The organism is Kitasatospora sp. NPDC057542 (genome assembly GCF_042801945.1).
GTDB lineage: Bacteria > Actinomycetota > Actinomycetes > Streptomycetales > Streptomycetaceae > Kitasatospora.
In genome coordinates this window covers 17,052-28,346 of the sequence record NZ_JBHVFE010000062.1, presented here as the reverse complement: position 1 = coordinate 28,346, position 11,295 = coordinate 17,052, and the positions used below count along the sequence as shown (strand labels likewise).

Sequence of the window (11,295 nt, the reverse complement as noted above, 5' to 3'; positions counted from 1 at the left end):
GTTCCGGGCGGGCCCTCGGCAGTCCCGCTGTGGTGGACTCCCCGGCCGGGGAGCGTGGTTCAGAAGCCCAGCTTGCGCAGCTGCTTGGGGTCGCGCTGCCAGTCCTTGGCGACCTTGACGTGCAGGTCCAGGTAGACCGGCGTGCCGAGCAGAGCCTCGATGTGCTTGCGGGCGGTGGTGCCGACGTGCTTGAGCCGCGCGCCCTTGGCGCCGATCACGATCGCCTTCTGGCTCTGTCGCTCGATGTAGACGTTGGCGTGGATGTCCAGCAGCGGGCGGTCCGCCGGGCGGCCCTCGCGCGGCAGCATCTCCTCGACCACCACGGCCAGCGAGTGGGGCAGTTCGTCGCGCACGCCCTCCAGCGCGGCCTCGCGGATCAGCTCGGCGACCATGATCTGCTCGGGCTCGTCGGTGAGGTCGCCGTCCGGGTAGAGCTGGTCGCCCTCCGGCAGCAGCTTGGTGAGCAGGTCCGCGACCAGTTCCACCTGCTTGTCGCCCACGGCGGAGACCGGGATGATCTCGGCCCACTCGAAGCCCAGCTCGGCACCGAGCTGCTGGATGGCGATCAGCTGCTCGGCCAGCCGCTTGGAGTCGACCAGGTCGGTCTTGGTGACGATGGCGACCTTCGGGGTCTTCTTGATCCCGGCGATCTCCTTGGCGATGAACTTGTCGCCGGGGCCGATCTTCTGGTCGGCGGGCAGGCAGAAGCCGATCACGTCGACCTCGGCCCAGGTGGTGCGGACCAGGTCGTTGAGGCGTTCGCCGAGCAGGGTGCGCGGCTTGTGCAGACCGGGGGTGTCGACCAGCACGAGCTGGGCGTCCGGGCGGTGCACGATGCCGCGCACGGTGTGCCGGGTGGTCTGCGGGCGGTCGGAGGTGATCGCGACCTTCGTCCCCACCAGGGCGTTGGTCAGGGTCGACTTGCCCGCGTTGGGCCGGCCGACGAAGCACGCGAACCCGGAGCGGTACGAGGAGGAAGGGGCATTCATGGACCCCATTCTCCCTGATCACCGGAGCCCCGCCGTCCGGGCCCCAGCCCCGGGGTGCTCACGGCGCGCTCAGCCCTTCTTCCCGCCCTTGCCGCCGGTGGGGACGAGCGAGACCACCACCAGCACCAGCAGGAAGCCGAGCGAGCCGAACAGCCAGAGCTCCGACCCGGTCTCCTGCCACTTGCCCAGCCCCATCACGAACAGCAGCAGCCCGGCGAAGAACGCCACCGCCCCCATGCCCCAGCCCCCCTCACCGAGTCCACTCCCCCGGTGAGATTATCTGCCTGGCATGGGTGGGGACCATGCCGGCCGGTACGGTCGCCGAAGGCCCGCCCCGGGCCCCCGGCTGCCCCGCACAGGACCCTCGACGGGCCTCAGCGCGCCTCGGCGGCCACCCGCAGCGCCCCGTCCGGCCCGGCCAGCAGCACCGGCGTCCCGGCTCCGCCCAGGTCCCGCACGGCCGCCAGGTCCGCCTCGGCCGGCTGCTCCGCCTCGCTCACCACGGCGGCCGCCTCCAGCGACCTCGCGCCGCTGGCCACCGCCATCGCCACCGCCGTCTGGAGGGCGCTCAGCCGCAGCGACTCCAGCGCGACCGTCCCGGCCACGTAGGTGCGCCCGGTCTCGTCACGCACCGCGGCCCCCTCGGCGACGCCGTTGCGGGCGCGGGCCGAGCGGGCCAGGGTGATGATCTTCTTGTCTTCGGGGTCGAGCTCGACGATGTCACTCATGCCGCCGAGCATAGGCCTCGTCGATCACGGCTCAGTGGCCGACCGGACGGGTCGGCCCCGGGTTGGGGTTGAGGATCTTGACGAAGGTCTTCGCGGCACCGGCCGGCCGCGGCTCCTCGTGCTCGATCCGCTTGCGCCAGAACGGGTTGTCGTGCGGCAGGTGACTGCTCACCCGGCCGTACATCCCGAAGGTGGTCACGATGATCCCGAAGATGAACGCGAACAGCACGTTCGACATCCGGAAGTTGAGGATGTTCGCCTCCGGCCGTCCGAGCACCGTCAGTCCGTAGAAGCCGGACAGGACGAACAGCACACCGACCACCATGTTGACGTTGGACGCGACGTTCCCGCCGATGACCGCCCCGGCCACGAGGATCGCGCCCACCACGATGGACAGGATGCTCAGTGCCCCGTTGGTCGACAGCCCGGCGATCCGGTCGCCGTGGGTGTCCAGGAAGCCCAGATGGTTGGTCAGCCCCAGGATCCCGAACACGATCAGGAAGATCCCCCCGAATCCCGCCCCGACCCGCCACACCAGGGCGAGCCGGCGATCGACGGTCGGCAGTTCGTCTTGCAGCTTCATGGCGACCTCCAGAGCTCGCCGAGGGCCGAACGGCTCGGCCTAGCTGTAGGGATGGCTCCCCTGCATGTGCGGTGTCTCGTGCATGTAGAGCGAACCGCACTGCTGGCAGCAGCGCAGCCCGGTGCCCCAGTCCTGCTCCGGCCGCGTCTCGGCGTCGTCGGGCATGGTGCGGCCGCAGAGCGCCGTCGACAGGTCCTCGTCCCGCACCACGTGCCAGGACTTGACCCCGCCGGCCGCCCCCTGCGGGCCGTACTCCGCCCGGAGTTTGTGCGTCATGCCCTCCATGGTCGCGCGGCGGCCCCCGACCCGCTACTCGCCCGCCGCCTCCTCGGCCCCGGCCGTCCCGCGCACGGGCGAGGCGACCATCGAGCCGATCCGGTTGCGCCGCCCCGCCGAGGACTCGGCGGTCAGCAGGATCCCGGTCAGCCCGGTGTCCTCCGGCTCCGGCAGCGGGATCTCGCAGGAGGAGCCGGGGATCGGCACCCGGCCCAGGTGCTTGGCCAGCAGGCCGCCGACGGTCTCGACGTCCTCGTCCTCCAGCTCGATGCCGAACAGCTCGCCCAGGTCCTCCACCAGCAGCCGGGCGGTGATCCGGTACGAGCCGTCGCCGAGGTCCTCCACCGGGGCGATCTCCCGGTCGTACTCGTCGGTGATCTCGCCGACGATCTCCTCCAGGATGTCCTCGATGGTGACCAGGCCGGCCGTGCCGCCGTACTCGTCGATCACGATCGCCACGTGCGAACGGCGCTGCTGCATCTCGCGCAGCAGGTCGCCGGCCGGCTTGGAGTCCGGGACGAAGACGGCCGGGCGCATCACCGCGCCGACCTCCTCGGACTCCGCCTCCCGGTTGATGTGGGTGCGCCGCACCAGGTCCTTGAGGTAGACGATGCCGACCACGTCGTCCTCGTTGTCGCCGACCACCGGGATGCGCGAGAAGCCCGAGCGCAGCGCCAGGGTGAGCGCCTGCCGGACGGTCTTGTGCCGCTCGATCATCACCAGGTCGGTGCGCGGCACCATCACCTCGCGCACGATGGTGTCGCCCAGCTCGAAGACCGAGTGCACCATCCGGCGCTCCTCGTCCTCGATCAGGTCGTCCTTCTCGGCGAGGTCCACCAGGGCCCGCAGCTCCGCCTCGGAGGCGAACGGACCCTCCCGGTAGCCCTTGCCCGGGGTCAGCGCGTTGCCGAGCAGGATCAGCAGCCGCGGGATCGGACCCAGCACCGCGGCCAGCGGCAGCAGCACGAAGGACGCCGCGGTCGCGGTGGTGAGCGGGTGCTGGCGCCCGATCGTGCGCGGTGAGACCCCCATCGCGACGAAGGACACCAGCACCATCACGCCGAACGCCAGCAGCACGGCCTGCCAGGTCGGGCTGACGTTGCGCACGCACACCACGGTGACCAGGACGGCCGCCGCCATCTCGCTGGCCACCCGGATCAGGGTGGCCAGGTTGAGGTAGCGGATCGGGTCGGAGGCGACGGTCAGCAGCCGCGCGGAGCCGCGCCGTCCGCTGCGCACCGCCTCCTCCGCCCGGAACCGGGAGACCCGGGAGATGCCCGCCTCGGCGCACGCGGCCAGCCAGCCGAGCACGACGAGCAGCACGGCACCGAGGATGAAGCTCGTACTCTCACCACTCACAGGGGTTCGGGCTCCGCGCTCAGTGGGTGGTGGGGGCCGGGGAGATGCCGCCGAGGCCGCGGCCCGCCCGCCAGTCGTCCAGGATGCGCTTCTGGAGGGCGAACATCTCCTCCTCTTCCTCCGGCTCCTCGTGGTCGTAGCCGAGGACGTGCAGCACGCCGTGCACGGTGAGCAGTTGCAGCTCCTCGTCCATCGAGTGCTTGGAGGGGGCCGCCTTGCCCTGCTGCTCGGCGACCTCGGGGCAGAGCACGATGTCGCCGAGCAGGCCCTGCGGCAGCTCCTCGCCCTCCTTGCCGGGACGCAGCTCGTCCATCGGGAAGGACATCACGTCGGTGGGCCCGGGGAGGTCCATCCACTGGATGTGCAGCTCCTCCATCGCCGCACCGTCCACCAGGATCACGGACAGTTCGGACTGCGGGTGGATCCGCATCTTGTCCAGTGCAAAGCGGGCGACGTCGAGGATGGCTTCCTCGTCGGCGTCCCAACCGGACTCGTTGGCGATGTCGATCGACATGACGGGCTGTGTGCTCAGCTTTCGGTGCGATGGGACTGTCGGGGTGCGCGGAGCGCGGTGGCCTTGCCGGGGCGCCGCTGGGCGGGCTTGCGGGCCGCCGGGGCGACCTCCTCGGCCTCCTGGCGGGCGTCCCAGCGCTCGTAGGCGTCCACGATCCGGCCGACCAGCTTGTGGCGGACCACGTCGGTGCTGGTGAGGACGGAGAAGTGGATGTCGGGCACGTCGGCCAGGATCTCCTGGACGACCTTGAGGCCGCTGCGGGTGCCGCCCGGGAGGTCGATCTGGCTGGTGTCGCCGGTGACCACCACCCGGGAGTTGAACCCGAGGCGGGTGAGGAACATCTTCATCTGCTCGGGCGAGGTGTTCTGGGCCTCGTCGAGGATGATGAAGGCGTCGTTGAGGGTGCGGCCGCGCATGTACGCGAGCGGGGCGACCTCGATGGTGCCGGCCGCCATCAGGCGCGGGATGGAGTCCGGGTCCATCATGTCGTGCAGCGCGTCGTACAGCGGGCGCAGGTACGGGTCGATCTTCTCGTAGAGGGTGCCGGGCAGGAAGCCCAGCCGCTCCCCCGCCTCGACCGCCGGACGGGTCAGGATGATCCGGTTGACCTCCTTGGCCTGGAGGGCCTGGACGGCCTTGGCCATCGCCAGGTAGGTCTTGCCGGTGCCGGCCGGGCCGAGGCCGAAGACGATCGTGTGCCGGTCGATCGCCTCGACGTAGCGCTGCTGGTTGAGGGTCTTCGGGCGGATCGTGCGGCCCCGGTTGGACAGGATGTTCGCGGTGAACACCTGGGAGGGCGCCGGGCTGTCCGGGTCCTGGCTGCGGAGCATGGCGATGGAGCGCTCCACGGAGTCCTCCGTCAGGGGCTGGCCGGTGCGCAGCACCAGCATCATCTCGTCGAAGAGCCGCTGCACGAGGGCGACCTCGGCCCGGACTCCGGTGGCGGTCACCTCGTTGCCGCGCACATGGATGTCGGCGGCGGGGAAGCCCTGCTCGATCACGCGCAGCAGCGAGTCCGCGGTGCCGAGCAGGGTGACCATCGGGTGCTTCTCGGGGATGACGATCCGGGCGCTGACGCGGCCGTCGTCGGCCGGGTCGGGGCGCGACTGTCCGTTGGTACGGGTCTGCGATGTGTCACTCATAGGTCGGCGCTGGGGCCTGCCTCATCCCATCCGTGGTGTCGGGTGCCGCTCGGTGTCTCCGGGGCACCAGGGTACGCCGCGAGCGTGATCGCCGTGGCGGGCGGCGGGGCCGCACCCGATGATGCTGCGGCAGTTCGGGGGCCGACGCGAGCCCTTTTCCCGCCGTTCACGACGTTCACGACGTTCACAGCGCTCGCGGCGCGCCTGCTCTTCCCGACGCTCACGGCGTTCACGGCGTTCACGGCGTTCACGACGGGCGGCGGGCCGGGACGGGCACCCGGTCGAGGTCGGCGGCCAGCACCAGCTCCCCGTCGAAGTGCTTGCGGGCGTCGGCCAGGTGCTGGCCGAGGTCCGGGTAGCGCTGGGAGAAGTGGGTCAGCACCAGGGTGCGCACCCCGGCCTCGGCGGCGACCTTGGCGGCCTGTCCGGCGGTGAGGTGGCCGTGCTCCTCGGCGAGGCGGGCGTCGGCGTCGGTGAAGGTCGCCTCGACCACCAGCAGGTCGGTGCCCTCGGCGAGCCGGTGCACGCCCTCGCACAGCCGGGTGTCCATCACGAAGGCGAACTTCTGGCCCGGCCGCGGCTCGCTGACCTCGCCCAGGGTGACGGTGCGGCCGTCCACCTCGATCGCGCCCTCGTGCTGGAGCCGGCCCACCGCCGGCCCGTGCACGCCGAGCGCGGCGAGCCTCTCCGGCACCAGCCGGCGGCCGTCGGGCTCGGACAGCCGGTAGCCGAAGGACTCCACCGGGTGGTCCAGCCGGACGGCGTCCAGCGCGAAGCGGGCGCCGGGCGCGGGCAGCGGCCCGGGTTCGTCGATCGGCCGGGGCCGCAGCACGGCGGTCTCGTGGTAGGCGGTGGAGTGCCGCAGCCGCTCGAAGTAGACCTCGCCGGAGGCCGGGAAGTAGACGTCGACCGGGTGCGGGACGCGGTCGAGGTTGATCCGCTGGATCACCCCGGCGAGGCCCAGGCAGTGGTCACCGTGGAAGTGGGTGACCGCGATCCGGGTGATCTGGGTGGCCGTGACCCCGGCGTGCAGCATCTGGCGCTGGGTGCCCTCGCCGGGGTCGAACAGCAGGCCCTCACCGTCCCAGCGCAGCAGGTAGCCGTTGTGGTTGCGGTGCCGGGTGGGCACCTGGCTGGCGGTGCCGAGGACGACGAGTTCGCGCTGGGACACGTGCGGTCAGACCATGCGCTCGGTCATCGACATGCCGCCGAGCACGTGGACGTGCGCGTGGAAGACGGTCTGCCCGGCGCCCCCACCGGTGTTGAAGATCAGCCGGTAGTCCTCGATGCCCTCGTCCCTGGCCACCGCGCCCGCCTCGGCGAGCAGCTCGCCGGCGATCTCCGGCTCGGCGGCGGCCAGCGCGGCCGCGTTCGGGTAGTGCACGTGCGGGATCACCAGGACGTGCACGGGCGCCTTGGGGGCGATGTCGCGGAAGGCGAGGGTGCGCTCGGTCTTGCGCACCACGGTCGCCGGGATCTCGCCCGCCACGATCTTGCAGAACAGGCAGTCGGGCTGCGGCTCGCCGGCCATGCTTCTCTCCTCGGGATCGGTACGTGAGTGGTGGGGCCGTACGGGCGCAGCCTAGCCGAGCGAGGCTACGGCCTGCTGGTACTCCTGGAGGTGCTTCCAGCGCACCGCGCGCATGCCGACGACGTCTCCTTCGTCCGTGTCGAAGTCCTCGGTGAGGAAGGCGACCGCGAGGATGACGAAACCGATCAGCCAGCGCCTGGTGAGCCGCCACGTGTTCGGCCGCATCACGCCCTTGCGGCGCACCACCCGCATCGCCATGATCCCCTTGCCCACGCTGAAGCCGGTCAGCCGGGCGAGCACCACCTGGTTGAGGAAGGACGCGGCGAGGCCGACCACCAGCAGCGCCACGAAGTAGGGCATCACCGGCCCACCGCTCTGCACGGCGTGGCCGGCCACGTGCCTGGTCTTCGGGCGGCTCGCGGCGTTGGCGGCGACGAAGCCGAGGCCGATCGCGAACAGCCAGTCCAGCACGATCGCCAGGAACCGCCGCCCGCCGCCCGCCTCCTTGGGGCAGGGCGGCAGCGCCCGCCGCGGCTGCTCCGGCTGCGGGTAGGGGTTCGGATAGGGCCGCGCGTACCCCTGCGGCGCGGGTGCCTGCGGCTGCGCGTACCCCTGCGGTGCGTAACCCTGCGGCGGGTACGGCTGTGCCGGCGGGTACGGCTGCTGCGCCTGCGGGTACGGCTGCGGCTGGTGCGGCTGTGCCGGCGGGTACGGCTGCGGCTGCTGCGCGTAAGGATTCTGGCCGTACTGCGGCGGCGGGTAGCCCTGCGCCATCTGGTTCCCCCGTGAGCTGTAGATCAAGAAACAGCCCCGCATCCTACCCACGCCCCCGTGCTCCGGAGCAGGAGGTCGGACGGGCCGACGTCCTGCTCCGGACTTCCCGCTCCGGAGGTCAGGCCCCGCTACGCCCAGGGCAGCGGCGGCGCCGTACGGGCCGGGGTCTCGGCGAGCTTCGCCAGGGCGAGCCGCACGCCCTCGGCCAGCTGCGGGTCCTCCCCGGCCACCCAGTGGTGCGGGGCGAACGGCACCTCGACGTCCGGGTCGACGCCGTGGTTCTCCAGGCCCCAGCCGTAGTTCTCCATCCAGAACGCGTACTTGGGCTGGGTGACCAGGGTGCCGTCGACCAGCCGGTAGCGGCTGTCGATGCCGATCACCCCGCCCCAGGTGCGGGTGCCGACCACCGGGCCGATCCCGAGCGCCTGGACGGCGGCGTTGACCACGTCGCCGTCCGAGCCGGTGAACTCGTCGGCGAGCGCGACCACCGGGCCGCGCGGGGCGTCCGCCGGGTAGGGCACCGGGTGGTCGGTGTCCCGGATGACGTCCCAGCCGATGATCCGGCGGGCCAGCTTCTCGATCACCAGCTGCGAGGTGTGGCCGCCCCGGTTCCCGCGGACGTCGACGACCAGGCCCTCCCTGGCCATCTCGCTGCTCAGGTCGCGGTGCAGCTGGGCCCAGCCGGCCGTCTGCATGTCGGGCAGGTGCAGGTAGCCCAGCCGCCCGTCGGACAGCTCGCGCACCGCGGCCCGCCGCCCGGCCACCCAGTCGTGGTAGCGCAGCGCCTCCTCGTCGGCGAGCGGGACGACCACCGGGTGGCGCCGGTCGGTGCCGTCCTTCCCGGCCACGGTCAGCTCGACCGGCTGCCCGGCGGTGCCGGCCAGCAGCGGGGCCGGGCCGGCGACCGGGTCCACCGGGCGGCCGTTGACGGCGAGCACCGCGTCGCCCGGGCGGATCGCGGCGCCGGGCGCGGCCAGCGGCGAGCGGGCCCGGGGGTCGGAGGACTCCCCGGGCAGGATCCGGGCGATCCGCCACCGCTCGCCGTCCCGGACCAGGTCGGCACCGAGCAGGCCCTGGCGCCGGGCCGGCTCGGTGTACCGGCCGTACGGCAGCACGTAGGCGTGCGAGGTGCCGAGTTCGCCGTGCACCTCCCAGAACAGGTCGACCAGTTCGTCGTGCGAGCCGACCCGCTCGACCAGCGGCCGGTAGCGCTCCAGCACCCCGGCCCAGTCGACGCCGGAGAGGTCGGGGCGCCAGAAGTTGTCCCGCATCAGCCGGCCGTTCTCGGCGAACATCTGCCGCCACTCGGCGGCCGGGTCGACGGTCACCCGCAGCCGGGCGAGGTCGACGGTGGTCTCCTCGTCGTCGCCGCCCTTGTGGTCGGCCGGGACGATCCGCAGCTCTCCCTCGTCCAGCACGGCCGCCCGGGTGCCGTCCGCGCTGACCGCGAAGTCGTCCAGGCCGTGCACCAGCTGCTCGACCCGGCGCTTCCTCAGGTCGAAGCGCTCCAGCACCGGGCGGGGCCGGTCGTCGTCCAACGAGGCTGCCTCGTCACCGAGTTCGCCCATCAGCGGGGCCCTGGTCCAGAGCACGCCGTCCTTGGCGGCGGCCAGCTCCTCGAAGCGGCCGCCCTCGACCGGGAAGGGCACGATCCGGTCGGCGATGCCGTCCAGGTCCACCCTGGTCACGGGCGCGGCGTCGGCCGACGCCTCCTCGCCGTCCGCCTTCCTGGCCTTCGGCTCGTCCTCCTCCCCGCCGAGCGGGCGCCCGGCCCGCTGCGGCCCGAACGGGGAGGGCGTGTCGGCGGCCAGCGTGACCAGGTAGGGGCGGCAGCCGTTCGGGAAGGACAGGTCGAAGACGTGCGCGTCGTAGACCGGGTCGAAGTTGCGCACCGACAGGAAGGCCAGGTAGCGGCCGTCCGCGGTGAAGGAGGGCGAGGTGTCCACGAAGCGCGGCTGGGTGACCTCGCCGACCGTCCGGGTGGCCAGGTTGGCCAGCACGATCTGGCGCAGCGAGTGCGGGCCCATCCCGCGCACCGGGCGCGACCAGGCCAGCCAGGCCGAGTCCGGGCTGAAGGCCGGCCCGCCGGGCTCGCCGTCGGCGCTGCGGTCCAGCTCGTGCACGGCGCCGTCGGCCAGCGCGACCAGCAGTACCCGGCCGTTCGTGCACGCCGAGCGCGGCCTGCTTGCCGTCCGGGGAGACCACCAGCGAGTTGACCCGGCCGAGCTGCCCCGCGGCCAGCCGGCGGCGCTCGGCACCGTGCAGGTCGGGGGCGTACTCCAGGGCGTCCTCGCCCTCGGCGTCGGACACCCACAGCACGCCCTGGGCGCCGTCCTCGCCCGGCACCACCCGGACCAGGCGCCCGCGCACGCCAGGGGTCTCGTCCAGCACCCGGGCCGGGCCCTCGCGGTGGGTCAGCCAGTGCACGCTGCCGCGCACCACCACGGCACTGCCCCGGCCGGTGCGGTCGGGGGCGACGGACTCCAGCCAGTGCGCGGCGGGCACCGGGCGGGGGCGGCGCCCGGCCCGCGGGCCGGCCGGCCGGACGTCCAGCCGGCGCGGCTCGGCGCCCTCCAGGTCGTCCAGCAGCCAGAGGTCGCCGGCCCGGTGGAAGACCACCCGGGTGCCGTCGGTGGTGGCGTTGCGGGCGTAGAAGCCGTCCGGGTCGGCGGTGTGGCGGCGCAGGTCGGTGCCGTCCGGGCGGCTGGACCACAGTTCGCCGACGCCCTCGTGATCGGACAGGAAGGCGATCCTGCCGCCTTGCCCTCCCTCTCCGGCCACCCACAGCGGCGAGTCCAACTGCCCGTCCAGCTCCGCGTGGACGCGGGCGAACTCGTCCCGGCCGAGCCACAGCTTGCCGGCCCGCCCGCCCCGGTACCGCTTCCACCAGGCCGGATCGAGGCCGTTGACGCTGTTCAGGAGCACCCGGTCCCCGCCCGGCTCGAAGGCGAGCCCGCCGACCGGCCCGTACGGCAACCGCTGCGGCTCGCCGCCGTCCAGCGGCACGGCGTGCGCCCAGGTGCGGCGCGAACTGGCCTCACCGGCGCTGGTGACGGCGATCGGGCTGCCGTCGGCCGTCCAGCCGAGCACCCGGGTCTGGTTGCTGCCCCAGTGGGTGAGCCGGCGCGACGGGCCGCCGTCCACCGGCACCACGTGGACCTCGGGGGCGCCGTCCCGGGTGGAGGTGAAGGCGAGGTGCCGCCCGTCCGGGGAGAACCTCGGGTGGTGGACCGGCAGGTGGTCCGCCGTCAGCCGCCAGGCCCGGCTCCCGTCCAGCGGGGCGAGCCAGAGGTCGTCCTCGGCGACGAAGGCGACCAGGTCGCCGTGCAGGTGGGGATGGCGCAGGTAGGCGCCCGCCGAGGTGCTCGGGGAGGTGCTCAGGGAGTCCGTCACCCGGCC

11 protein-coding genes and 1 pseudogene are annotated in these 11,295 nt (G+C 72.9%); all 12 read right to left on the bottom strand.

Annotation, left to right across the window (positions count from 1 at the left end):
- Window positions 1-59: 59 nt before the first annotated feature.
- The gene (era, locus tag ACFU7Y_RS11170) at window positions 60-989 is read right to left on the bottom strand and encodes a GTPase Era (RefSeq protein ID WP_224279457.1); all 930 of its coding nucleotides are present in this window, start codon (window positions 987-989) and stop codon (window positions 60-62) included.
- A gap of 69 nt (window positions 990-1,058) precedes the next feature.
- A complete protein-coding gene (locus tag ACFU7Y_RS11165; protein ID WP_224279455.1) occupies window positions 1,059-1,226 on the bottom strand; it encodes a hypothetical protein in 168 nt (55 codons plus the stop codon).
- 137 nt (window positions 1,227-1,363) lie between these two features.
- A complete protein-coding gene (locus ACFU7Y_RS11160) occupies window positions 1,364-1,717 on the bottom strand; it encodes a cytidine deaminase (protein ID WP_189917993.1) in 354 nt (117 codons plus the stop codon).
- 31 nt (window positions 1,718-1,748) lie between these two features.
- Entirely contained in the window at window positions 1,749-2,300 is a 552-nt protein-coding gene (locus ACFU7Y_RS11155; RefSeq protein WP_224279452.1) for a DUF4383 domain-containing protein, read from the bottom strand.
- 39 nt (window positions 2,301-2,339) lie between these two features.
- Window positions 2,340-2,576, bottom strand: coding sequence for a hypothetical protein (locus ACFU7Y_RS11150; RefSeq protein ID WP_224279450.1), 237 nt, complete (start codon window positions 2,574-2,576; stop codon window positions 2,340-2,342).
- A 33-nt stretch (window positions 2,577-2,609) separates the two neighbouring features.
- A complete protein-coding gene (locus ACFU7Y_RS11145; RefSeq protein WP_224279448.1) occupies window positions 2,610-3,935 on the bottom strand; it encodes a hemolysin family protein in 1,326 nt (441 codons plus the stop codon).
- Window positions 3,936-3,954: 19 nt separating this feature from the next.
- Window positions 3,955-4,449 carry an rRNA maturation RNase YbeY gene (gene ybeY, locus ACFU7Y_RS11140; protein ID WP_030061268.1) on the bottom strand — a complete coding sequence of 165 codons (495 nt, stop codon included), beginning with the start codon at window positions 4,447-4,449 and terminating at the stop codon, window positions 3,955-3,957.
- A 14-nt stretch (window positions 4,450-4,463) separates the two neighbouring features.
- A complete protein-coding gene (locus tag ACFU7Y_RS11135; protein ID WP_224279484.1) occupies window positions 4,464-5,489 on the bottom strand; it encodes a PhoH family protein in 1,026 nt (341 codons plus the stop codon).
- Window positions 5,490-5,838: 349 nt separating this feature from the next.
- Window positions 5,839-6,762, bottom strand: coding sequence for a ribonuclease Z (locus ACFU7Y_RS11130; protein ID WP_224279446.1), 924 nt, complete (start codon window positions 6,760-6,762; stop codon window positions 5,839-5,841).
- A 6-nt stretch (window positions 6,763-6,768) separates the two neighbouring features.
- On the bottom strand, window positions 6,769-7,122 hold the full coding sequence (locus ACFU7Y_RS11125) for a histidine triad nucleotide-binding protein (protein ID WP_380767498.1): 354 nt from the start codon (window positions 7,120-7,122) through the stop codon (window positions 6,769-6,771).
- 51 nt (window positions 7,123-7,173) lie between these two features.
- Window positions 7,174-7,923 carry an RDD family protein gene (locus tag ACFU7Y_RS11120; protein WP_380767496.1) on the bottom strand — a complete coding sequence of 250 codons (750 nt, stop codon included), beginning with the start codon at window positions 7,921-7,923 and terminating at the stop codon, window positions 7,174-7,176.
- 101 nt (window positions 7,924-8,024) lie between these two features.
- Window positions 8,025-11,214: pseudogene (locus ACFU7Y_RS11115) on the bottom strand (PDZ domain-containing protein).
- Window positions 11,215-11,295: the final 81 nt, after the last annotated feature.

Excerpts from the sequence above, each read along its gene's own strand:
- era (WP_224279457.1), bottom strand. The coding sequence starts at position 989 with ATGAATGCCCCTTCCTCCTCGTACCGCTCCGGGTTCGCGTGCTTCGTC.
- ACFU7Y_RS11165 (WP_224279455.1), bottom strand. The coding sequence starts at position 1,226 with ATGGGGGCGGTGGCGTTCTTCGCCGGGCTGCTGCTGTTCGTGATGGGG.
- ACFU7Y_RS11160 (WP_189917993.1), bottom strand. The coding sequence starts at position 1,717 with ATGAGTGACATCGTCGAGCTCGACCCCGAAGACAAGAAGATCATCACC.
- ACFU7Y_RS11155 (WP_224279452.1), bottom strand. The coding sequence starts at position 2,300 with ATGAAGCTGCAAGACGAACTGCCGACCGTCGATCGCCGGCTCGCCCTG.
- ACFU7Y_RS11150 (WP_224279450.1), bottom strand. The coding sequence starts at position 2,576 with ATGACGCACAAACTCCGGGCGGAGTACGGCCCGCAGGGGGCGGCCGGC.
- ybeY (WP_030061268.1), bottom strand. The coding sequence starts at position 4,449 with ATGTCGATCGACATCGCCAACGAGTCCGGTTGGGACGCCGACGAGGAA.
- ACFU7Y_RS11135 (WP_224279484.1), bottom strand. The coding sequence starts at position 5,489 with ATGGTCACCCTGCTCGGCACCGCGGACTCGCTGCTGCGCGTGATCGAG.
- ACFU7Y_RS11125 (WP_380767498.1), bottom strand. The coding sequence starts at position 7,122 with ATGGCCGGCGAGCCGCAGCCCGACTGCCTGTTCTGCAAGATCGTGGCG.